The organism is Streptomyces monticola, assembly GCF_042665355.1.
Lineage (GTDB): Bacteria > Actinomycetota > Actinomycetes > Streptomycetales > Streptomycetaceae > Streptomyces > Streptomyces monticola.
Genome location: NZ_JBHTCF010000003.1, coordinates 19276 through 41414, shown reverse-complemented (window position 1 = coordinate 41414; position 22139 = coordinate 19276). Strand labels below are relative to the sequence as shown.

Sequence of the window (22139 nt, the reverse complement as noted above, 5' to 3'; positions counted from 1 at the left end):
GTGCGCGCACGGGATCTGGCGATCGCCTACGAGTCGGTCGCCGTCGACAGCCAGGCCCTCGACGCGGCCCGGCTGATGGCCGAGCACAAGCTGCCCGGCCTGCTGGTGCTCGACGCCAATGGTGAGCCGAAGGCCATACTGCCGGCCTCACAGCTGGTCAAAGTCCTGGTCCCGGCCTACGTGGTGGAGGATCCGACCCTCGCGGCGGTCGTCGACGAGAAGCATGCCGACAAGCTGTGTGAGGCACTGGCCGGGCGGACCGTGGCCGACTGCCTGTCGAGCACTGCCGCCCGCCCGCCGATCGCCGCACCCGACGACACCGCACTGGAAGTCGCCGCCCTGATGGCCCAGGTGCGCAGCCCGCTGGTCGCGGTCGCCGAGAAGGACAAGGCGGGCACACATCTCCTCGGGGTGATCACGGCGTCCCATCTGCTGCACGAACTGCTCGGCGCCTCCTGAGCAAGAGGAAGAGGAAGGGGCCGTCGGGAAAGTGCGCGGGCCGGCGGCCGGTCAGCTCACAACGGGACGGCCCCTTGACCTGAAGTGCGATTGAGCTTCTAGCGTTCTCTCCGGTCGACCATCTGACGACGGGAGAACGCGCTCATGATCCTCGTGACCGGGGCCACCGGAAACACCGGCAGTGCGCTGCTGAAGGAACTGCACGCACACGGCGCCGGGCCGTTGCGAGGACTTACGCGCGCCGCCGCACGGGCCGCGTTCCCCGAGGGGGTCGAGGCCGTCGAGGGTGATCTCGCGGTACCCGAGTCGCGGAAGGCCGCTCTGCGGGGCGTGCGTTCGCTGTTCCTCGTGTCGGGCCTGGGGCCCGATGCCGAGATCATCGAGGCCACCCGGCGGGCGGGTGTGGAGCATGTGGTGCTGGTGTCGTCCATCACCGTCCGGACCCACCCGCACCTGGGCCCCGCCCGCGAGAAGCAGACGGTCGAGCGGCTGCTCCAGGACAGCGGCATGGCCTGGACGATCCTGCGGCCGACGCAGTTCGCCTCGAACGCCCTGATGTGGGCGGCGACGATCCGCGGGCACGAGACGGTACGCGCGCCGTACCCGGACACCGCACTGCCCACGATCCACCCCGCGGACATCGCCTCGGTGGCGCGGGTGGCGCTGACCGGACCGGGCCACCAGGGAAGGACGTACGCCCTGACCGGCCCCGCGCCTGTGTCGGCCCGGCAGCAGGTCGAGGCCATCGCGGCAGCCCTTGGCCGGGACATCCCCTTCGCAGAGATCAGCCGGCAGGAGGCCCATGCCCAGATGGTCGCGGTCTTCGGGGAAGAGGCCGCGGACGCGGTGCTCGACGTCACGGGCGGCGACGTCAACGACGAACTCCTCGCGGTGCGCGACACGGTCTTGCGGGTCACCGGCTCTCCGGCGCGGCCGTTTCGGCAGTGGGCCGCGGAGAATGCGGCTGCTTTCCGGGCCGATGAGGCGGACGCCCGCCACGCCGACGGGGACGAACGGTTGGCGCACTCCTGAAGACACAGCAAGACGGTCCCGGTACAGCCCCACGGGGGGAGGGCTGTACCGGGACCGAGACAACCGCCAGCGTACGCGGTGAACGGCGATGCCGCAGGCCGCACCGCGAACCCTGACCTGAATCTGATCTCGGCGGGGCACACCGGGGCGCCGTGAAGTGCGCACTCGCAGACCGTGACGCATACATGCCGCTGACGAGGGTGGCGCGGAATCACCGCATCACCTGCCCGTCCGGCCGATGTCCCATGGGGCAAGCCGGGAGCGGGAGCCGTCCGTGATCGCTTAATGTGGGTGGCTGTTCGACACAGGACAAAGTAAGGGGGACTGCGTGTTCAGCATGCGCAGTAGTGCAAGCAGGGGAGTGGCGGCAGCAGTGTTCGCCGTGGCACTCCTGGTCACGGGCGTCAGTGCCGGTCACGCCGGCGCCGCCACGGGGGAAGTGGGCGCCGAGCGGGCCACGTGCCGGGCCAAGGCGGTCTGTACCTACGGCAACACGGGATTCCGCGACGGGGTGCGGACGTACAGCTACGGCCGCGACAACTCCAAGTGCCGCGGCCACTCGTCGCGTTACGGCTGGACCGACAAGCGCGTCCTGTCCGTGATCAACCGTTCCGGCAAGACCTGGATCGGGCACAACAAGAGCTGGACGATTCAGCTCAAGATCAAGCCGCACAGCAAGTTCAAGAACAACATCCGCTGGAAGTCCACGCGTTACTGGTGCTGGAAGTAGCGGGAAGCAGCTGGAAGCAGTCGGGGCTGAGCGGCGGGGCGTGACCGGCCGGCTCAGCCGCCGACGGCCCAACGGGACCCGAACTTCGAGCCGCTGAAGGCCAGTTGCTTGAGCGCGGCCCCGGCCCGCCCGGTGACGTAGGCCTGCCGCAGGGTGTCGTCGCGCCGGGTGGACTGGGCCACGGCGTCCTTGCGTCCGAGGCTGACGCACCGTCCCACGTAGCGCGGCGAGTACGGCTCGGGCGCGTGGCCGTCGAGTACGCGGATCAGGCTGTCGACCGCGTGATCGGCCGACTGCCCGGCGGTCTGGCAGGCGAACCGGCTGCCGGGCACGCCCGCGCAGTCGCCCACCGCGAAGACCCGCCGGTCGGTGACGCTGCGCAGGCCGGCGTCGACGACTGTGCGCCCCTCGGCGTCGACCTCGAGGCCGCTGCGGGCCGCGAGCTCGGGGACGCCGGAAAGGATCGCCCACAGGGTGAGGTCGGAGGCGAAGGACGCCGCCGAGCGCAGCTGCACCTCGCCGTCGAACTCCCCGGTCCCGGCGGCCACTTCGGTGACTCCGTCGTCCACGATGTCGACCCCGAGCCGTTCGAGACCGGTCCGCGTCCGCTGCCGCGCCCCGTGGGTCAGGCCCTCGCCGACCGAAGTGCCGACGATCCGCACCCGTACGTCAGGCCTCGCCTCGGCGATCTCGGACGCCGTCTCCACACCGGTCGCGCCGCCTCCGATGACCGTGACGGTGCTGCCCGGGGCGAGTGCGGCGAGCACGCCGCGCGCCCGCTGTGCCCCCTCCCACGTGCCGACCGGGACCGTCCCCTCCATGGGCCGCACCGTGCTGCCCACGGCGAGGAAGACATAGTCGAAGTCGAGGCTCGTGCCGTCCTCGAGACCGACGATGCCGTCACCGACCTTGGTGACGCTGCCGATGTACGAGGTGATCCCGGCGCGCAGCATCGAGCCGAGCGGTGTCGCCGCGGAGTGCGTCCCGGCGATCTGCTGGTGCAGCCGTACGCGTTCCACGAACTCGGGGCGCGGGTTGACCACCGTGACCTCGGCGCCCTTCACCTTCTTGGACACCCGGTTCGCCGCATACGTACCTGCGTATCCGGCGCCCACCACTACTACCTTCATGACGACCTCCTGTCGCGGTGACTGCTCACACCCGAGACGAGAGGGCCCTGCCGTCTGTGACATCCGGCGAACGTGATCCGGGTCACGGGCAGTTGACGCCCCCTGCGGGCAGTCCGCAGAGAGGTTCTCGGAGTCAGTCGCTCATCGGGTGGATGGTGCGGCCGGGGAGTTCGACGCCGTCGCAGCCGCGCCGGTGTGCCTGGTCCTTGGTGAACGCGTTCAGGAGCGGGCGCAGTTGGGCCCCGGTCAGGTAGCGGTCCGTGACCTCGTTCTCTCGCATGTGGCTGTACGCCTGGAAGTTGGCCGACTCGTCGCCGCAGCGGGCGGTGGCCCGGCCCAGGTGCTCGGCCATCATGGGGCCGCGTGCGGTCAGGTCGTCCGGATAGTCCACGTTGGCCGCGAGCAGGGTCTCGAAGGGTTCGTCGGTCCAGTCGCCGTACCAGCCGTTGAATTCCACCGCTGTCCGGTCCTTGGCCGGGTCGATCAGGGCGCAGCTGGTGATGGGGGTGCCGGAGGTGGTGCGGGCCTGGACGGCCCAGGGTTTCCCGGACGGGTTCTCCGGCAGGCGGGTCCGGGTCAGCCAGCCGCAGGGTGTGCCGGCCGCGGCGGCGAGGGAGAGCGTGCGGTCCTCGGGGTGCGCGGTCTTCTCGGGCAGCGGCAGGGGCTTCGCGCCGCAACCCGAGCCGTCCGAGGCCGAGTTGGCCGCGGACACCGCGATCCGCAGCAGCGCGGGGTCGGGTGTCTCGCCGGTCGAGGGGCCGATGACCCTGGTCAGGAGCCGTCGCTTGCTTCCCTTCTCGTCCCGCCCGAGGCCGGGGCACTCCTGGAGGATGACCGGACCGAGATCGTCCTGGAAGCCCGGGACACCGGCCAGGAAGACGAAGTCCGGCTCGTGGGGAATGGTGAACGCCATGGCGAGTTCGCGGCGGACCTCCGCCGGGTCGGTCTGCGCCCTGACGGAGAGGACGAAGTGCCGGTCGTCCCTGTGGACGCTGCATTTCAGCGAGCCCGCTTCGAGGCTGACGTCATTGCGGCCCGGCTGCAGCCGTTCGTCGGGCAGCACATCGGCGAGGTCGGCCGCGGCGAGCGTGCCGTCGCACAAGGTGGCGGCGTACCACCACGGCTGCCACAGCGGTTTGGTCTCGTAGGTGACGAGCGCGAGCACGGCGAGGGCGGCCGCCGCCCAGGCGGTGGCCTTTCCGCTGGGGAGCCATCGCCGCCGTCGCGTCGTCTGTCGGACCGTGCCGGTGCCGGGCGCGGCTGTCGGACGTACGTCATCTGCGCCGGAACTCACCGGACTGCCCCCGTGGTTGGAACACCCTCGCGCGAGGGCCCCTGTAGAGAATCTTGGTCGATCGGATCCAGGTCAGCCTATTGACCGTGCCGAGGCGTTGACCAGGGGGATCTCGTGAAACTCAACGGTTGTCGGTGTCGGCCTCGGCCAGGGCGTCGTCGTCGGGCTCCGCGGCCTGCAGCACCCGGATGCCGTCCCCCGGATCCGCGTCGGGGCCGTCGGCGTCGGGCGAGTTGCCCGCCGTGCGGACCCCCATGACCGACGTCACCCGCCCGAACAGGGCCGAGGCCCGGCCCGGTTGGCGTACGTGAGTACGGGCGGTGGCACGACGGGAGTCCGCGGGGGAGGGGATCACCAGGGTGACGCGCTCCCGGTACACCTGCGCCAGCTCGGCGGCGAGCCGTTCGGCGAGCGCGTCGTCACCGCAGACCACCATGTGGGCGTCGGCGGAGGGGTGTTGGGACTCCGGGGACTGAGCGGGCTGCGGCAGAGAGGGCACGTGGACAGCCTGCCTGACGTGATCTTGTTCGGGAACGGTTTTCGCCGGATCGTTCGGCAGAGGGAATTCACCGGAAGCAGCCTCGCGGAGCTGGAGGAGCTCCTGACCCGCGGCGGGGTGGAGCACTGGGAGATCCAGTGGCCGGGGGCGGTCGCGGGGTGTGGCCCCAGGCCTCGCAGCCTGCCGGTGGCTGATCCGGGGCTGGTCCGGGGCTGGTCCGTGGCTGATCCGGTACGCGGGCGGAAATGCCTTCCCTGTCAGGGATGTTCGGCGCGAGGGTGGAGGGCATGACGGTGTACGAGGGACGCCCGCAGGCCGATGTGACCGAGAGGCTGGCGCAGCTGGCGGAGCTGCGGGCGGTGGCCGAGCGCAGCAGAGGGCGGGCAGCGGCCGACGAAGCGGCGGTGCTGGCCGCGGGCGTTCGGCTGCTGTGGGAGCAGATGCTGCAGCCGCTCGCCGCACGCGCTCTCATCCGGGACGTCGCCGTGCACTGCGGGGTCAGCGCCGACCGGCTGCGGGCGGCGCTGCACGACCGGCCCGGTTACCCGGCCCGGCGCTCCGAGCAGATGGCACGCGACCAGGCCCGTGGTGATGTCGATGCGCACCGCGCTGAGCAAACGGACCCGCTCCCGGCCCCGCGTCGGGCCCCGCGCCCGGTCCCGTCCCCGGCTCCGCGTCCGGTACCAGGACCGGTGGTCGGCGGCAGCTGACAGCCGGGAGCCGGGAGCGGGGGGCGGGGAGCGAGGGGCCGGGCCGCCGGAAGCCGGGCTGGTGGCCCTGGAGGCGGGTGGTGATCGAGCGGCGATACGCGATCGTTGTAAGCGCCACTTGTCTCGGAAGTGATCATTCCGGCAGCGTGTCCCCCATGGAACGACAGCAATGGAAGAAGATCTGGGTCGGCTCGGCCGGCAACATGGTCGAGTGGTTCGACTGGTTCGTCTACGCCAGCTTCTCGACGTATTTCGCGGCCTCCTTCTTCCCCAGCGGCAACCCGACCGCCCAGCTCATGAACACAGCGGGCATCTTCGCGGTCGGCTTCTTCATGCGGCCGGTCGGCGGCTGGCTGCTCGGCCGGGTGGGCGACCGCAAGGGCCGTAAGGCCGCGCTCACGCTGACCGTCAGCCTGATGTCGGCCTCGGCGGTCCTCATCGCGATCGCCCCGACGTACGGCGTCGCGGGCTACGGCGGCGCCGCGGTCCTGCTCATCGCCCGGCTCCTGCAGGGACTCTCGGTCGGCGGTGAGTACGCCGCCTCCGCGACCTATCTCACCGAGGCCTCCGACCCCAGCAGGCGCGGCTTCGCCTCCAGCTTCCAGTACGTGTCGATGACCGCGGGCCAGATTCTCGGCCTCGGCCTGCAGATCCTCCTGCAGCGCACCATGTCCGACGACGCCCTGCACAGCTGGGGCTGGCGCATCCCCTTCATCATCGGCGCGCTCGGTGCCGCGGTGATCTTCTATCTGCGCCGGAACATGCTGGAGACCGAGGTCTACGAGGAGTCCGCCGACGACACCGCGGCCGACGACAAGGGCACGATCAAGACGCTGCTGCAGCACAAGCGCGAGGCGTTCCTGGTGATCGCCCTGACGATGGGCGGCACGGTCGCGTACTACACGTACACGACCTACCTGACGAAGTACCTCTCCAACTCCGCGGGTCTGCCCAAGCAGACGGCCACGCTGGTGTCCTTCTGCGCCCTGATCGTCTTCGCCTGTCTGCAGCCGCTGGCGGGCATGCTCTCGGACCGTATCGGCCGCCGCCCGCTGCTGATCACCTTCGCGGTCGGCTCGACCTTCCTGACCGTCCCGATCATGACGCTGCTGCAGCACGCGGGCTCCTTCTGGCCCGCACTCGGCCTCTCCCTCCTGGCTCTCGTCGTGGTCACCGGGTACACCTCGATCAACGCCTGCGTGAAGGCCGAACTGTTCCCGACCGGCATCCGTGCGCTCGGCGTCGCGCTGCCGTACGCCATCGCCAACGCCCTCTTCGGCGGTACGGCCGAATATGTCGCCCTCTGGTTCAAGGACGGCGGCATCGAGTCCGGCTTCTACTGGTACGTGGCGGGCTGCGCCGCGGTCTCCCTGATCGTCTACCTGACGATGCGCGAGACGAAGGACCTCGACCTGAACAAGGTGGGCAAGAAGGCGGGCAAGGAGCAGGCTTCCGCGTCGTCCCAGGAGATCAGCCGCGTCGGCTGAGCCCCGGTCGGCGGTGGGCGGATCAGCGCAGGGTTCGGACGAACACATCCCCGATCAGGTTGGTGTCATCCGGCACCAGGCCGGGGTGGAAGGAGTCGAAGACGGCCGTCGACTCGTCCGCGCTCAGCGCCGCCCGCCCCACGGTGACGGGCTTGCCGTCCTGCCCCGGTGACAGCATCTCGTCGCGGCCGGTGCGCGGATCGCGCAGGATCAGCCCCAGCGTCCTGCGGTCCGCGTCGGCCGTGTTGAGGAGCAGCTTCGAACCGTCCACCGACAGATCCGACACCAGGACGAGATCGGTGGGGGAGCGGCCGTCGTGGCGCTGGAGTGTGCCGGTGCGCAGATCGCGGACGAAGGCGTTCCAGGACGTGCTGGAGTCGCCGTTCGGATCGGTGCCCGGGACCAGGTTGGTGGCCACCGAGTTGAAGCCGACCTTGGAGCCGTCCGCGCTCAGTACGGGGGCGATCGCCGACCTGTCGGCCGGGGCGCCGTCATGCGTGGCGTCGGCCTGTACGGTCCTGCCCGACACCCGGTCGTACACCAGGATGTCGCCCCGGTCGTCGTCGCTCGGCCCCGAATAGCCCTGCAGGTAGGCGACTTTGCGCCCGTCGGCGCTCATCGAGACCTGCTCGCACTGGTGCACGTCCTTCGCGCCGTCCGCGGGCGGGCTGACCCGCTGCGCCTTCTGCGTCCAGCGGTCCAGGACCATGAGCCGGCAGGCGTACGTGTCCTCGACGTCGCCGGCGGGCCGGGCGGCGAAGGCGACATACCGTCCGTTCGCGCTGACCGGGGCCACGCCGAACGACACCCGGTAGCCGTCGTCGAGGGTGGGCGCCAGGGGCTCGATGCGCCCGGTGCGCAGGTCCATGATGTGTACGGAGTTCCCGGCGGCGACCGACCATGAGTTGAAGGTCAAGTACCGTCCGGACTCGGACAGTTGTGGCGTCTGCGTCGACTTGCCCGGCACCACCACGCGCTGCAGCGGGGCGCCGGGAGCTGTGCGGTAGTAGATGCTGTTGCTGACGTCCGTGCCGCCCGGTACCAGGTTGTTCGCCGCCGACTGGAAGGCCACGACACGTCCGTCCGCGCTGACCACCGGTTGCACCGAGTGCCAGTTGCCGCCGGTGCCGTCGGGCGCCACACTGATCCGCTCGGTGCGCGGGACCGGGGCATCGGCCGCAGCCCCCGCCGTTCCGGCCGCCCCCGCGGGCCAGGCCGGCCACGTGAGGGCGGCTGCCAGGGCGGCGGTCAGCGCGACGCGTAAGCAGGGTCTCGTTCTCATCGGACGGCTCCCCCTTCGGACGAGCGACGGCGACGGCCGCCCTCGTACCCCCTTGCCCCCGCCCGTTGGCGGAGGACTTACGCGATGAAAGCGCGGAGGCGGTCGCGGGTCAATGCGTCTGAGGCCCATCTGCGGTGCGGCAGAGAGGTTTTGCCCACGGGACGACCGGCAGAGGGCCGCTGTGCCGTAGCGACGCGTGTTGTCAGGTTGGCGCCCCATGCTCGAAAAACTCTTCTGGTCCGTCGTCGGCATCGCGGTGCTCTTCGCCACCGCGGGTGCGCTGCTCTCCTACGGGGCCGTCCTGGACGGTGACACGACCGGCACTCTGGTCTCGATCGGCTTGGTGGCCGAGGTCCCCATGCTCGTGCTCTCGGTGTTCGTTTCCCGCAAGAAGAAGCGGGAGCGCCGCGCACGGTACGAGCGTATGTACCCGACCAGTGAGGCGGTGTGGCTGGTCGCCGACCGTGACGCCGTCCGCGCCGCCCGGGACGCCAAGGGCAACGCACACGCCATACGTACGCTGCGCAAGCAGGCCCCCGGCATCCCGCTGGCCGAGGCGGCAAAGCTGGTCCTGTTCCTCTGAGGGGCACTTCGGGGCCGGGGTGGCTAGGCTCATTGTGTGCAGTGGCATCAGATGCTCGGCTTCGTAGCCGCGGTCACACCCCTCACCTTGATTCCCGGCACCAGCTTCACCCTGGTCACGCAGCGCGTGATCGCCGGTTCGCGGGCTGATGGCGTGCTCGTCACTTTCGGTTCGGCGTGTGGGCTCTTCGTGCACGCGGCGTTCGCCGCGGCCGGGCTTTCGGCCCTGGTCATGTCGTCCGCACAGGCGTTGACGGTGGTGAAGATTCTGGGCGGCGGCTATCTCATCTGGCTCGGCGTGGCCACATGGCGCTCGGCGCGCCGGGACGCCGAAGCGCCGGTGCGGGCGCGATGGCGCCTGCCGTGGGCTCAACTGGGCGGCTTCGGGCAGGGGTTGTGGTCGAATGTCCTCAACCCGAAGGCGGCGTCGGTCTATCTCACCCTGGCGCCGCAGTTCCTCACGTCGAGCAGCCCGATTGCCCCGCAGATCGCGGCACTTGTGGCCGCGCACGTGGCCGTCGTCCTGGTCTGGCTGCTGTTCTGGACCTCGGTGGTCGACGCCGCACGCACGGCCATCGACACGCCCCGGTTCCGCCGCGGGGTGAGCCGCCTGGCGGGAGCTGTGCTGGTCGCGTTCGGGGTCAGGACCGTGACGGCGAGGTAGGGCCCGAACGGGCTCGGCCGGCCCGTAGTCGCCGGCAGGGAAGAGGGGAAGTGGGGAGGCGCGTGGCAGGTCGGGCCCGCTTGTGGGCGGTCTATTTCGCTCTCGCCGGGATCGCCGCGCTCGCGGGGTTCACCGCGGCCATCTGGCTGCCGCCGGAGCGGGCCGCCGCTGTCGCGGCGGGGGCCGCGGCCATCACGGCGCTGCCCGTCACACGAGTGTCGGCCCGCATCGACCGGGCCGCACAGGAACGCGAACTCGTGGCGGACAGCCTCTACGCGGTCGGCGCCGACGGCCGGCTGCCGCGTGTGCGTGATCTGGACGAGCCGCTCGCCCTCGGCGTGCACGCCGCCGAGTCCGTCATCCGTGACGGTGCGGAGGACCGCGTACCGCCGTTCGTGCGCCGCGACCGGGAAGACGACGTACACGCCGCCATCAGGCGCGGGGGATTCATCCTGATCGTCGGCGATTCCACGGCCGGCAAGACACGTCTCGCCTACGAGGCCCTTCGGAATCTGTGCCCGGGGCATGCGTTGGCGTCGCCCGCCCCCGCGGGGATCGCCGCGCTCCTGCCCGCCGTTCAGAGGGAGAAGCAGGTCGTCGTCTGGCTCGACGACCTGGAGCGGTATCTGGGCGGGCAAGGACTCACCCCTGCCCTGCTCGCCCGGCTGCTGGGTGACGGCTCACGCGAGGTGCTGGTGATGGCCACCATGCGTACGCACGAGCATCAGCAGTTCATCTCTCCTCCCTCCGACGCACCCGCGGATGAGCGGGCACAGCGAGAACGAACGGCCCGCGAACTGCTGCAGAGCGCGCGCACCATCCGGATCGACCGGCATTGGTCGGCCGCCGAACGGCGGCGTGCCGCTGACGCACAGGACCAACGCATCGTCCGCGCGGTGGATGACGAACGGTTCGGTATCGCGGAGACGCTGGCCTGCGGCCCCACCATGCTCGCGTCCTGGCACAACGCCTGGACACCCGGCGGACATCCGCGAGCCGCCGCTGTCCTGGCCGCGGCCGTGGACTGTCGGCGCGTGTCCATGCACGCCCCCTTGGCGGCGGCCGTTCTGGCGGACCTGCACGTCCGCTATCTGGAACAACGCGGCGGCAGCCGCCTGCGCCCCGAGTCTCTGGACGAGGCGTTCTCCTGGCTGTGCAGACCCGTGCACGGTGCCACGGGGAGTCTCCTGATCAACTCCGGCGACGGATACCAGGCATTCGACTACCTCCTGGATGTCCCGGGGCTGCAGCCCGTTCCGGAGGGGATGCCGGCCGACCTCGCGTCACATCTCGATCACCGCCAGGCCTATGACGTCGGCTTCGCGGTCGGCCGTCTCAAGCGCTGGGAGGAGGCCCATCGGATCCACCGCGCCGTCGTGGCCGAGCGCACCCGTTCGCTGGGCGCCGACCACCCCGATACCCTCGCCGGCCGCTACGAGATCGCCTTCGCCCTCTCCCGCCTCAGCCGCCCGGCCGAAGCGCTGACCGAGTTCACTCACGTCGCCCAGGTCAGGACGCGTGTGCTGGGCGCCGACCATGAAGACACACTCGCCGCCCGCCAAGAGGCCGGCTACGCGCTGGGTCAGCTGGGCCGCCGCGGCGAGGCGGAGCAGGTGTACACGTCGGTACTCGCAGCCCGTGAGCGGACGATGGGGCCCGATCACCCCAGTACCCTGCGCTGCCGCCACAATCTCGCCTTCACCCTGAGCACACTCGGACGTCTGGAGGATGCGCACCGCATGGCGCAGGAGGTGGCCGCCGACCGCACCCGGGTTCTGGGCGCCGACCACCTCGATACGCTCGCCACCCGTTACGAAGTGGCTTACCAGCTGGGCAAGTTGGGGCGCTGGGGGAAGGCGCTCCGTGCGTACCAGGAGCTCCTCGAGGACTATGTCCGGGTCGTCGGTCCCGATGATCCGAACGCCCTTGCCGTCCGCCACGAAGTGGCCGTCGGTCTCGGCCGGCTCGGGCGGAGTGCCGAAGCTCTGACGCGCTACCGAGCGCTGGCGGAGGACCGCACCCGCCTCCAGGGCCCCGACCACCCCGAGACCCTGCGCGCCCGCCACGGCGTGAGTGTCAATCTCGGAAGGCTCGACCGGTGGGGCGAGGCCCTCACCGAGGCTCGCGACGTCCTCTCCGTCAGGGAGCGCGTCTTCGGCGCCGGCCATCCCGACACGCTCATCAGCCGCCGCGAGGTCGCCGTGTGCCTGGGCTGGCTCGGCCGGTGGGCCGACGCCCTTCCCGAGTGCCGGCGGGTGGCCGAAGACCGGGAGCGGGTCCTCGGTCCCGACCACCCCGACGCACTCGCCAGTCGCAACGACTTGGTCCGCTGCCAGGAGATGCTGCACGAGTCGTCGATGAGATCGGACGAGGAGTGACCGCCGGGAAGGGCCCGCACGCCCGCGCCTGAGCCGGGGTCACCGCATCGAACGAGCACCAACGCCCCCTTCGCTGCAAGCCGTTGACCTGCCCTACTCTGGAGCCCCTGCACGCAGTGCCGCCGCGCGGTTCCGCTCAGTGCCGCGCAATCGATATCGGGGGGAGCGAACATGGATCCCGCAGCCATCGGGACCCGGCTCGCGTCGAGTGCCGTGGCGCCGCTCATCAAGAAGCTGTTCGTCGCCGACGGGCCGGGCGCGGGGCTTGTGGACCGGCCCGTGCGGGTGTCGCGGCTCGTGTCCTTCATGGGGGAGAAGCGCACCTTCACCGAGCGGGACATGCGCAAGCTCACCACGGAGCTGATCAAGCGGGCGCTCAAGGAGGCCGGGCCGTACGACCCGCCGCTGCCCGACGACGAGCAGCAGTTGGTGGCCGAGACCCTGATGCACACCCTGCATGTGCTCGGCGAGCTGGAGATGGATGACGTCCAGGCCGTACGCCTCGGACCTGCGGGGCTCGCGTGGCTGCTGCGCAAGGAGGCCAGACGGCCGCTGTTTCTGTCCGCGGACGCCCTGCACTTCCACAACGCCCTGCTCGAAGTGGCCTGTCTGCACATCCTGAACTTCTTCACGCAGCGGTCCACCTTCGTCGCGCGCACCCTCGTCACGCAGAGCCAGCAGCTGAGCGATCTCGTCGCCCGGGTCGACCTGCTGATCGAGCGCACTCCCGCGCAGTCCGCCGAGGACGCCGGGTTCGAGTGGCGCTACGCCCGGCACATCGAGCACAAGCACGGCCTCCTGACCATCTACGGAATCGACCTCAACCAGTCCCGCGAATGGCCCCTGGGCGCGGCGTACTTGAGCCTGGAGACGACGAGGACCGAGCGCCCGGCCACCGGAACCGGGCTTCCCGACGGCGGAGGCGGCGACAGCCATGCCCAAGGGGTCTGGCAGGTTCACTCCCAGCCCATCGAGCGTGCGCTCGCCGCACACGACCGGCTGCTCCTGCGCGGTGTCGCCGGCTCCGGCAAGACCACCCTGGTGCAGTGGCTCGCGGTGACCGCCGCCCGCCAGGACACCGGTGACGGGCGCCACTACCTCCTGGGACGCGTCCCCTTCGTACTGCCGCTGCGCACCCTCATCCGCAACACCGGGCCGGGCGCCGTACTGCCCACCCCCGACCGCTTCCTCGCCGCCGTCGGCTGCCCGCTGGCCGGGATGCAGCCCGGCGGCTGGGCGGAGCGGGTCCTGAGCGCGGGCCGGGCCCTCGTACTCGTCGACGGCATCGACGAAGTCCCGGCGCAGGAGCGCGAGCGCACCCGCCGCTGGCTGCACGAACTGCTCGGCGTCTTCCCCGGCAACCTCTGGCTCGTCACCTCACGGCCCTCCGCCGTACGCGAGGACTGGCTGGACGCGGAAGGCTTCACCGAGCTGGCCCTTTCGCCCATGAGCCGTAGCGACGTGGCGCAGTTCATAAGCCGTTGGCATACGGCCGCCGGAGCCGACGCCTCCCTCGAACGGGCCCTGCTGACCGCGATCCGCACCAAGCAGGAACTGGCCCGCCTGGCCACCAACCCCCTGATGTGCGGCCTGATCTGCGCGCTGCACCGCGAACGCCGCGGCTATCTGCCGCACGGACGCAAGGACCTCTATGACGCCGCCCTGTGGATGCTCCTGGAGCGCCGTGACCGCGAGCGCGATCTGCCCAGCGCACCCGACGGCATCCAGCTGACCCGCGAGCCCCAGATCCAGCTCCTGCAGAAACTCGCGTACTGGATGATCCGCAACGGCCGCTCCGAGATGTCCGAGGGCGTCGCCGTCGCCCTCATCGACGATGCGCTCGCCGCCATGCCGTACGTCGCAGAGCAGGGGACCGCCCAGGAGATCTGCCGCCATCTGCTGCTGCGCTCCGGCCTGTTGCGCGAACCGGGACCCGCCGCCCTGGACTTCATCCACCGCACCTTCCAGGACTACCTGGGCGCCAAGGCGGCGGTCGAAGAGCGTGACTTCGGACTCCTCGTCAACAACGCCCATCTCGACCAGTGGGAGGACGTCATCCGCATGGCGGTCGCCCACGCCCGCAAGGACGAGCGCGCCGACCTGCTCACCGCGCTCCTGGACCGCGGTGACCGGCGCGGCGCCCTGCTGTCCGCAGCCTGCCTCGAGGACGCCACCGAACTCGACCCCGCGGTCCGCGCCCGCGTCAAGGAACACACGGCGGCGCTGCTTCCGCCCCAGGACCACCAGGTGATGGGAGACCTGATCGAGGTCGGACCCATCGTCCTCGGGCTGCTCCCCGGGCCCGACGAGCTCACCGCCGAAGAGGCGCGCCGGGTCGTCCAGACCGCGAGCCTCATCGGAACCGACGCCGCGATCCCCGTCCTGGCCCGCTTCCGCGACCACCCGGACGTCGACGTGCGCCAGCAACTCGTATGGGCCTGGCACCGGCTCGACACCGCCGTGTTCGCCGAGGAGGTCATCGCGCACCTCGACGAGACCGGCGTCTACTACACGGTGACGAACCGTCGCGAGCTCGACACCCTGCGCGCGCTCGGCGGACGTGCGCGGATCCAGGTCTCCGCCTCGTTCACACCGGAGGAACTGACCGCCGGCCTCATCACCGAGCGCGTGACCCATCTGTGGCTCGAACACGAGCCGGAGTACGGCGTGGAATGGCTCGGCACCCTGCCGAACCTGGTGCGGGTGACCGTGGAACGCACGCTGCTCACCGGCCCGCAGGAGATCCGGCAGGCGGTCCCGGAACATGTCGAGGTGGTGCGTACCCGCTGAGGCGCCGTTCTAGGGTCGGGACATGCTGATCGAACATCGAGGCAAGAAGCCGGTGGTCCCCGCGTCCGCCTACGTCGCCCCTTCGGCCGTCCTGTGCGGAGCGGTCGTCCTGGGGGAGCGGGCCCGCGTGCTGCACGGCGCCGTACTCACCGCGGAGGACGGGGAGGTACGCACCGGCGCCGAAGTGGTGGTCATGGAGCACGCCCTCGTGCGCGGCCGGGCCGGGCACCCCGCGCTCCTTGGCGACTCCGTGCTGATCGGTCCGCACGCCCACGTCAACGGGGCCGTCGTGGAGGACGAGGTGTTCGTGGCGACCGGGGCGTCCCTCTTCCCCGGCTCCGTGGCCGGTGCCCGCTCCGAGCTGCGCATCAACAGCGTGCTGCACGTCAACTCGACGCTGCGCCCGGACACCGTCGTACCCATCGGCTGGATCGCGGCCGGCGACCCGGCCGAGCTGTTCTCGCCCGACCGGCACGACGAACTGTGGGAGAAGCAGCGGGACCTCGACTTCCCCGGCACGGTCTACGGCGTTCCGCGCGGCACTGCGATGCGTACCGTGATGGCCCGCCAAGCCGATTTCTATGGGGCGCACTTCGACGACCGGCTGCTTGAGGAGTGAGGAATCGGGGATCTCTGATCCCTGATTCCTGATCCCCGCTCCGTGGTTTCCAATTCTTCACATGCGTGGCCGACAAGTAATTCGCCGGTGAACAGTTCAGATCAGAGATGGCGTAGCCGTGCCGCCGTGCCGTGCCCGATGAGCAGGTAGATCACCGCCGGCAGACCGTAATTGAGGAGGACGCGGAGGCCCGCCGTCTCCGTGGTGAAGATGTCCTGCGACCAGCCGGCCAGCCAGTCCGCGACGCCCCGCACGAACTCGACGAAGACGTTCGCCTGGTTGGCTTCGAGCAGGTAGAGCAGGATCCACAGACCGAGGAAGCCCGCGGCGACATCGGCGATGGTGTGGATGACCAGGGCGGACTTCCTCGCGGCTGAGCCGTCCGCGGGGCGGGCGGAGCGGTACTGGCCATCAGGGTGGGGCTGATGGCCGGGATGGGGGTAAGGGCCGGGGCCGGGCATGTGGCCACCCTGGGGGTGATCGGCTTGGTGGTGCTGGGGGAAGGGCCTGGGGTCGCTCACTGAAATCCCAATCCGGCGCGCACAACGCCTCGAAGGCATGGAGGAGCGGCCACGGACGAAGTTCCCCATTCGGTGAATTCCCGGCCGTGGCCGAATGCGGGTGCTCCATGTCGCACCCGCACGTACCTCTGCGCCACCCGGGAAGGGAGTGTTACGCAGTCCCCTGGATATGCCCGGAATGGGCGACGACGAGAATTCCCGGGCGCACTGGGCCCACTGTCGAGTTGCTGTGGAATTTCCACCGGAATTCGGCCGAGGCGGCGGCACAGGCCGTGGTCACCGCCGCCCGGCCGTGAAGTCGACCGTACGGGCGAGCAGTTGAGCGACGTCCGGGCGGTTCCGATGGGGATGGAGTTGCTGACGCAGTGTGGTGACGTGGCGCTGGACGCGGGAGGAGTGGAGCTGGGCGCGATGGTCGAGGAAGGTGCCCCAGTGCTCGCAGGCGGCTGCCAGGTGACCGAGCCGCAGGAGTGTCTCAGCGAGCCGGGCGTGGGTCAGGGTGAGGGACCGGCGCTCATCCGTGGCGCGCTCGCGCAGTGAGGCCTGGAAGGAGTCGATGGCGGCGGGCAGGTCGCCCAGGGCGCCGAGTGCCCGGGCCCGCTGATAGTGCAGGGCGGCGGCCGGATACGAAGTGAAGCGGCCCGCGGGGGAGGTGGACCTGCTGTGCAGCGCCTCAGCTGTCAGCAGGGCCTTGAAGGCGGCCTTGGGCGTCCCGTACCTGGCCTCGGAGACCCTCCCCGTCGTCGTGGCCGGCCAGCCCGTGGACGAGGACCACACGGTCTCCGCGCTGACAGCGGCGGCGGAGTGCCGGCGCGTGCTGCGCGCACACGGCCTTCCCGTGGACATGGCCTGGGTGCCCCTGGAGACGGCGGGCCACTGGTGCGTCATCACCGTGACCGCGGACTGGAGACAGCGGTTCGGCCCCGCCGCGCAGGAACTCACCCGTGAGATCGCGGAGACCGTCCTTGCCACCCGGTTCGGCCGGTGGATGGCCCGGGTGATCGTCCTGGACGACGACATCGACCCGACGGATCTCGCCGAAGTCGTCTGGGCGTTCGCCACCCGCGGCCATCCACGCGACGGACGGCTCACGTTCGAGGACATGCCCCTGCTGCCCCTGATGATCTGCTACACGGCCGCGGAGCGGATGACGGCCACCGGCCCCAAGCTCGCCCACAACTGCCTGCTGCCCGAACCCGGCCCACAGCGCCCCCGCCGCTGCTCGTTCGCCCACAACTACCCGCCGGAGGTGCGCCGACGGGTGCGGGAGTGGTGGGGTGAGAGCGGGGGCGGCGGCTGATGCAGGCACAGCTGCGCGGTCGTGCCCGAGGGCTGACGGGGCCTCCGGTCAACGCCCCCGCACCAGCGCCCAGAGGCTCAGCGCGAAGCCGCCGGCGGCGATTCCCCCGTGGATGCCGACCCGGAGCACCCAGATCCTGACCCTGGAAATACGGGGGAACTCGGCGCGGTGCTCCACGTGGTTGTCCTCGATGAGACCGGACAGGTTCAGCCCCGGGCGACGCAGGCCCACCTCATGGCGCAGCCGGTCGGGGAGGCCGGAGTGCACGGCCCAGCGCTCCCCGTACTTCGTACCGGCCACAGCCCCGAAGGCACCCAGGACGAACATCGGCACCGTCACCACGAGCGAGGACGTACCCAGGGCTCCGTCCTGCGCCAGGAAGCCGAGGCCGGCCGCGGCGACCAGAATCACGACGTGGGTCAGGGTGGCGCGCTGGTTCTCCATCTGGCGGGCCTCGTCGCGATGCCCCTTCCACAGCTCGAGCAGGACATCCGTGTCGTCTGCCATCCCCGCCCCCTCGCCCGGGCCCCGGAACGGCGCCGGGACAACCGTCCCCAGCGTGACCGGAGTCGGGGCGGCGGGCGCGAGGTATCCGGGAACTCCTGGCGAGGACCGGTGACTTCGCCCGCCCCGCCCTGCGGAGTCAGCCGTTCGGCCGCCGCTCGTCGAAGCTCGCGAAGTACGCGGCGGCCATGTCCTCGTCGGCGTGGCCCTGTGCGGCCGCGCGTTCCATCCGGGCGGCGCTCGCGGCGGCCACGTCCAGGCGGATGCCGTTCGCCTCACCGGCCTCGACGATGAGACGGGCGTCCTTGGCCGCGGTGCCGACCGCGAACTGGGGCGGGGAGAGCCGGTCCTCCAGGACGAGCGCCGACTTGGCGTGCAGATAGCCCATGTCGAGCGGGCCGCCGGCGATCGCGTCGAAGAAGCGCTGTACGTCCACACCGAGCGCCTGGGACAGGGCGAGGACTTCGCCCGCCGCGGCAGTGGCCGCCAGAACCCAGCTGTTGGCCACCAGTTTCAGCCGGGTCGCCGTGCCCGCCGCGCCGTCCTCACCGGTCCACACCGTACGGCCGCCGACCGCGTCGAAGACGGGGGTCACCCGCTCGCGCTGTGCGGTGGGGCCGGCGGCCAGGACGAGGAGCAGGCCGGACTCGGCCGGCTGGCGGGTGCCGAGGACCGGGGCGTCGTAGAAGACGAGGTCGTGTGCGCGGGCGAAGTCGGCGAGGTCGACGATCGCCTCGATGCCGGCGGTCGTCGACTGTACCCACGCGGTCCCCGGGCGCAGGGCGGGGGCGGCCTGTCGCATGACGTCCAGGGCCGCGGGACCGTCGTACAGCATGGTCAGGACGACATCGGCGTCCTGTACGGCCTCGGCGGGGCTGTCGGCGACGATCACGCCGTCGGCGGCCAGCGGCTCCGCCTTGGCCCGGCTCCGGTTCCAGGCGCGGACCGTGTGTCCGGCCCCGGCGAGGTTGCGGGCCATCGCGGCGCCCATGATGCCGGTGCCCAGGACACTCACGGTGAGTTCGTCGTTCATCGCGTCGTTCATCGCGTCAACTTATCTGTTCCATACGGCGCCTTGGGCCCGGGGGTGCGGTGGCGACCTGGGGAAACACGTCACCACGGGTGAAAATCATGATCCGTCTATATAGATGCCCGGCTATCGTTCATGAGTCAAGTCCCGTGCATACACCGGGAGTTCACATAGGCGAGCTTCGATCCGAAGTGTCCGAACGGCGCGCGCTGCGCACCTCATCCAGATGGCCGGAAGTCTCCGGCAGACACGAGGATCGAGAGTCACGTGAACATTCCCACTTCGTTGCGCCGGGCCAGGACCGCGCTGGCCGTGACGGCGGCGGTGATGCTGGCGGCGAGTGCGTGCGGCGGTGCCGACGCGGGCTCGAACGACGACAGCGGTGACAAGCTGTCGGGGAGCGTGAAGGTCGACGGTTCGAGCACGGTGGCGCCGCTGTCCACGGCCGCCGCCCAGCTGTTCCAGCAGCAGAACGCCGGAGTCAGGGTCACCGTCGGCACGTCGGGGACGGGCGGTGGCTTCGAGAAGTTCTGTGCCGGCGAGACCGATATCTCCGATGCCTCGCGCGCCATCAAGGACGAGGAGAAGGCGGCCTGCGAGAAGAAGGGCATCAAGTACGAGGAGTTCCAGATCGCCAATGACGGTCTGTCCGTCGTGATCAGCAAGGACAACGACTTCGCCGAGTGCCTGACCGTCGAGCAGCTGGCGAAGATCTGGGAGCCCGGCTCCAAGGTGAACAACTGGAACCAGGTCGACCCCAAGTTCCCCAGCCAGAAGCTCGAACTCTTCGGCGCGGGCACCGACTCGGGCACCTTCGACTACTTCACCGAGGCCATCAACGGCGAAGAGGGCAAATCACGTACGGACTACTCGCCGAGCGAGGACGACAACGTCACGGTGCAGGGAGTCTCCGGCTCCAAGGGCGGCATGGGCTACTTCGGGCTCTCCTACTACGAGGAGAACAAGGACAAGCTGAAGGTGCTGAAGATCGACGGCGGTGACGGCTGTGTGGAGCCGAGCACGAAGACGGTGCAGGACGGCACGTACAAGCCGCTGTCCCGGCCCCTGTTCATCTACCCGAAGGCCGCATCCCTGGAGAAGAAGCAGGTCGAGGCGTTCGTCGAGTTCTATGTCGAGAACCACGCCGACATCGCGGAGAAGTCCCTCTTCGTGCCGCTCAACTCCGAGCAGGAGAACGAGCTGAAGAAGGGCCTGGAGAACCTCAAGGCGCAGCACAAGTCATGAGTTCACCGGCTGCCGGGCGGCGGGCCGCTTCAGGAAGCCCGGGCTTCCTGAAGCGGTCGCAGCCACGCAACGGCGAGAAGGCCATCAAGGTCCTCCTGGTGGCCGCCTCCCTGGTCTCGGTGCTGACCACGGTCGGCATCGTCATCGCGCTGATCCCTCCGGCCGCCGAGTTCTTCTCGCGGGTGAACTTCGGCGACTTCATCACCGGCACGGAGTGGTCGCCGCTGTTCAAGCCGCCGCACTTCGGTGTGCTGCCGCTGGTCGGCGGCACACTGATGGTCACGCTCATCGCGCTGCTCGTGGCGGTGCCGCTGGGCCTGGGCGCGGCGGTCTACCTGAGCGAGTACGCCAACCGCCGTGTGCGGGCGTTCTTCAAGCCGGTGCTCGAGGTGCTCGCGGGCATTCCCACCGTCGTCTACGGCTTCTTCGCGCTCAAGGCCATCACCCCGCTGCTGCAGGACATCTGGCCGGGTGGGAACGGCCCGCAGGTCTTCAACGCGCTGGCGGCGGGATTTGTGATGGGCGTCATGATCATCCCGACGATCGCCTCGCTCGCCGAGGACTCGATGAGCGCCGTACCCCACGCGCTGCGCGACGGCGCCTTCGCCCTGGGCTCCTCGCGGATGCAGGTCTCCACGCGTGTGGTGTTCCCGGCCGCGCTGTCCGGGATCGTCGCCGCCATCGTCCTCGGCATCTCCCGGGCGCTCGGCGAGACGATGATCGTGGCCATCGCCGCGGGCGGCCGGCCCAATCTGTCCTTCGACCCGCTCGAAGGCATGCAGACCATGACCGCCTTCATCGCGGCGGCCGGCATCGGTGACCTGCCCACCGGGTCCACGGGATACCAGACCATCTTCGCGGTCGGCGCGCTGCTCTTCGCGATGACCCTGGTGATGAACCTGGTCAGCATCCGCCTGGTGCGCAAGTACCGGGAGGTGTACGAGTGATGAGTTCCAAAGTCGTCGAGCGGGACCCGGTCATGGGCGTACCCGGTGCGCCCAGGCTCAGGGGGAGCGGCACGCCGTTGCGGGAGCGCTTCTTCCATCTGGCCCTTTGGGCATCCCTGGCCGTCGGTGTCGTGTTCCTCGCCTCCCTTCTCGCGTACGTCGTCATCGAAGGATGGCCACGCCTGGACTCGCGTATCTGGTCGAACTTCCCCGACATCATCGACCCGGCCGGCGCGGGCGCCCAGTCGGCGGTCATGGGCACCATCTGGGTGATCGGCTTCACCGCGCTGTACTGCCTGCCCACCGGCATTCTCACCGCGATCTACCTGGAGGAGTACGCCGATCCGAACCGGTGGTGGAACCGCGCCGTCGAGATCAACATCCAGAACCTGGCGGCGGTCCCGTCGATCGTCTACGGCATCCTCGGACTCGGCATCATCTCCCGCGGCCTGGGCTTCGGCCAGACCGTGCTGACCGCCTCGCTCACCCTGTCCCTGCTCGTCCTGCCCGTGGTGATCATCTCCTCTCGGGAGGCGATCAGGGCGGTGCCGCAGTCCATCCGCCAGGCGTCCCTGGCCCTCGGCGCCACCCAGTGGCAGACCATCTGGCGCCAGGTGCTTCCGGCGGCCGTTCCGGGCATGGCCACCGGCTCGATCCTCGCCTTGTCGAGGGCGATCGGCGAGGCGGCTCCGCTGCTGCTGCTCGGCGGGCTGACCTTCATCACCTTCAACCCGACCGGTGTGGAAAGCCAGTTCACGGTCCTGCCCATCCAGATCTTCAACTGGATCAGCCAGTCACGGGCCGAGTTCGTCGCCCTGGCCTCCGCCGCGATCGTCATCCTCCTGGCGATCCTCCTGGCGATGAACTCCCTGGCGATCTGGCTGCGCAACCGCTACTCCCGCAGCTGGTGACCGCCGGCCATGACCTCCATGACCC

Annotated in this window: 22 protein-coding genes; 14 read left to right on the top strand and 8 right to left on the bottom strand. The window is 70.2% G+C overall.

Going from position 1 to position 22139, the window contains the following annotated elements; translation table 11 throughout:
- The 3 genes from ACFQVC_RS08565 (at position 1) to ACFQVC_RS08555 (ending at position 2221) form a co-directional block, all read left to right on the top strand.
- Positions 1 to 459 (top strand): CBS domain-containing protein, encoded by a 459-nt coding sequence (locus ACFQVC_RS08565; protein ID WP_381828433.1) that lies wholly within the window; start codon positions 1 to 3, stop codon positions 457 to 459.
- Between the two features lie 144 nt (positions 460 to 603).
- Positions 604 to 1491, top strand: a complete 888-nt coding sequence (locus tag ACFQVC_RS08560; protein WP_381828431.1) for an NAD(P)H-binding protein — start codon at positions 604 to 606, stop codon at positions 1489 to 1491.
- A gap of 361 nt (positions 1492 to 1852) precedes the next feature.
- On the top strand, positions 1853 to 2221 hold the full coding sequence (locus ACFQVC_RS08555) for a hypothetical protein (RefSeq protein ID WP_381828428.1): 369 nt from the start codon (positions 1853 to 1855) through the stop codon (positions 2219 to 2221).
- 53 nt (positions 2222 to 2274) lie between these two features.
- Here the strand turns inward: ACFQVC_RS08555 and ACFQVC_RS08550 are convergent, their stop codons facing one another.
- The 3 genes from ACFQVC_RS08550 to ACFQVC_RS08540 all read right to left on the bottom strand — a co-directional run bounded on the left by ACFQVC_RS08550 (position 2275) and on the right by ACFQVC_RS08540 (position 5144).
- Entirely contained in the window at positions 2275 to 3351 is a 1077-nt protein-coding gene (locus tag ACFQVC_RS08550) for an NAD(P)/FAD-dependent oxidoreductase (RefSeq protein ID WP_381828425.1), read from the bottom strand.
- A 133-nt stretch (positions 3352 to 3484) separates the two neighbouring features.
- Positions 3485 to 4645 carry a hypothetical protein gene (locus ACFQVC_RS08545; RefSeq protein ID WP_381828422.1) on the bottom strand — a complete coding sequence of 387 codons (1161 nt, stop codon included), beginning with the start codon at positions 4643 to 4645 and terminating at the stop codon, positions 3485 to 3487.
- Between the two features lie 121 nt (positions 4646 to 4766).
- Positions 4767 to 5144 (bottom strand): hypothetical protein, encoded by a 378-nt coding sequence (locus ACFQVC_RS08540; RefSeq protein ID WP_381828420.1) that lies wholly within the window; start codon positions 5142 to 5144, stop codon positions 4767 to 4769.
- Positions 5145 to 5389: 245 nt separating this feature from the next.
- Between ACFQVC_RS08540 and ACFQVC_RS08535 the strand changes: the two genes are divergently transcribed.
- Both ACFQVC_RS08535 and ACFQVC_RS08530 read left to right on the top strand, forming a co-directional pair.
- Positions 5390 to 5854 carry a hypothetical protein gene (locus ACFQVC_RS08535; protein ID WP_381828417.1) on the top strand — a complete coding sequence of 155 codons (465 nt, stop codon included), beginning with the start codon at positions 5390 to 5392 and terminating at the stop codon, positions 5852 to 5854.
- A gap of 155 nt (positions 5855 to 6009) precedes the next feature.
- The gene (locus tag ACFQVC_RS08530) at positions 6010 to 7341 is read left to right on the top strand and encodes an MFS transporter (protein WP_381828414.1); all 1332 of its coding nucleotides are present in this window, start codon (positions 6010 to 6012) and stop codon (positions 7339 to 7341) included.
- Positions 7342 to 7363: 22 nt separating this feature from the next.
- Here ACFQVC_RS08530 and ACFQVC_RS08525 read toward each other — a convergent pair whose 3' ends face one another.
- A complete protein-coding gene (locus ACFQVC_RS08525; RefSeq protein WP_381828412.1) occupies positions 7364 to 8482 on the bottom strand; it encodes a TolB family protein in 1119 nt (372 codons plus the stop codon).
- Positions 8483 to 8840: 358 nt separating this feature from the next.
- Here ACFQVC_RS08525 and ACFQVC_RS08520 point away from each other — a divergent pair, with 358 nt between their 5' ends.
- The 5 genes from ACFQVC_RS08520 to ACFQVC_RS08500 all read left to right on the top strand — a co-directional run bounded on the left by ACFQVC_RS08520 (position 8841) and on the right by ACFQVC_RS08500 (position 15656).
- Entirely contained in the window at positions 8841 to 9206 is a 366-nt protein-coding gene (locus ACFQVC_RS08520; RefSeq protein WP_381828409.1) for a hypothetical protein, read from the top strand.
- A gap of 36 nt (positions 9207 to 9242) precedes the next feature.
- On the top strand, positions 9243 to 9869 hold the full coding sequence (locus ACFQVC_RS08515; RefSeq protein WP_381828406.1) for a LysE family translocator: 627 nt from the start codon (positions 9243 to 9245) through the stop codon (positions 9867 to 9869).
- Between the two features lie 62 nt (positions 9870 to 9931).
- Positions 9932 to 12247 (top strand): tetratricopeptide repeat protein, encoded by a 2316-nt coding sequence (locus tag ACFQVC_RS08510; protein ID WP_381828404.1) that lies wholly within the window; start codon positions 9932 to 9934, stop codon positions 12245 to 12247.
- Between the two features lie 171 nt (positions 12248 to 12418).
- Complete coding sequence (locus tag ACFQVC_RS08505; protein WP_381828401.1) at positions 12419 to 15037, top strand: NACHT domain-containing protein; 2619 nt, start codon at positions 12419 to 12421, stop codon at positions 15035 to 15037.
- A 22-nt stretch (positions 15038 to 15059) separates the two neighbouring features.
- Complete coding sequence (locus ACFQVC_RS08500) at positions 15060 to 15656, top strand: gamma carbonic anhydrase family protein (protein WP_381828398.1); 597 nt, start codon at positions 15060 to 15062, stop codon at positions 15654 to 15656.
- 101 nt (positions 15657 to 15757) lie between these two features.
- Here ACFQVC_RS08500 and ACFQVC_RS08495 read toward each other — a convergent pair whose 3' ends face one another.
- Positions 15758 to 16117: a hypothetical protein gene (locus tag ACFQVC_RS08495; RefSeq protein ID WP_381828395.1), complete on the bottom strand. Its 360-nt coding sequence runs from the start codon at positions 16115 to 16117 to the stop codon at positions 15758 to 15760.
- A 336-nt stretch (positions 16118 to 16453) separates the two neighbouring features.
- Positions 16454 to 16954 (bottom strand): hypothetical protein, encoded by a 501-nt coding sequence (locus ACFQVC_RS08490; RefSeq protein ID WP_381828393.1) that lies wholly within the window; start codon positions 16952 to 16954, stop codon positions 16454 to 16456.
- On the opposite strand from ACFQVC_RS08490, the gene ACFQVC_RS08485 reads away from it, so the two are divergent.
- The gene (locus ACFQVC_RS08485; protein ID WP_381828391.1) at positions 16923 to 17477 is read left to right on the top strand and encodes a hypothetical protein; all 555 of its coding nucleotides are present in this window, start codon (positions 16923 to 16925) and stop codon (positions 17475 to 17477) included. The two genes, ACFQVC_RS08490 and ACFQVC_RS08485, sit on opposite strands and share 32 nt — an antisense overlap.
- A gap of 48 nt (positions 17478 to 17525) precedes the next feature.
- Here ACFQVC_RS08485 and ACFQVC_RS08480 read toward each other — a convergent pair whose 3' ends face one another.
- Positions 17526 to 17984, bottom strand: a complete 459-nt coding sequence (locus ACFQVC_RS08480; RefSeq protein WP_381828389.1) for a hypothetical protein — start codon at positions 17982 to 17984, stop codon at positions 17526 to 17528.
- Positions 17985 to 18120: 136 nt separating this feature from the next.
- Positions 18121 to 19014 carry an NAD(P)-dependent oxidoreductase gene (locus ACFQVC_RS08475; RefSeq protein ID WP_381829508.1) on the bottom strand — a complete coding sequence of 298 codons (894 nt, stop codon included), beginning with the start codon at positions 19012 to 19014 and terminating at the stop codon, positions 18121 to 18123.
- Positions 19015 to 19278: 264 nt separating this feature from the next.
- Here ACFQVC_RS08475 and ACFQVC_RS08470 point away from each other — a divergent pair, with 264 nt between their 5' ends.
- From ACFQVC_RS08470 to pstA, 3 genes are read left to right on the top strand one after another with little or no spacing between them, the layout of a single operon-like run.
- Positions 19279 to 20256 carry a PstS family phosphate ABC transporter substrate-binding protein gene (locus ACFQVC_RS08470; protein WP_381828386.1) on the top strand — a complete coding sequence of 326 codons (978 nt, stop codon included), beginning with the start codon at positions 19279 to 19281 and terminating at the stop codon, positions 20254 to 20256.
- Complete coding sequence (gene pstC, locus ACFQVC_RS08465; RefSeq protein WP_381828383.1) at positions 20253 to 21203, top strand: phosphate ABC transporter permease subunit PstC; 951 nt, start codon at positions 20253 to 20255, stop codon at positions 21201 to 21203. Before ACFQVC_RS08470 ends, pstC begins: the two co-directional genes overlap by 4 nt.
- Positions 21203 to 22114: a phosphate ABC transporter permease PstA gene (gene pstA / locus ACFQVC_RS08460; RefSeq protein ID WP_381828381.1), complete on the top strand. Its 912-nt coding sequence runs from the start codon at positions 21203 to 21205 to the stop codon at positions 22112 to 22114. The genes pstC and pstA overlap by 1 nt, the downstream gene beginning before the upstream one ends.
- Positions 22115 to 22139: the final 25 nt, after the last annotated feature.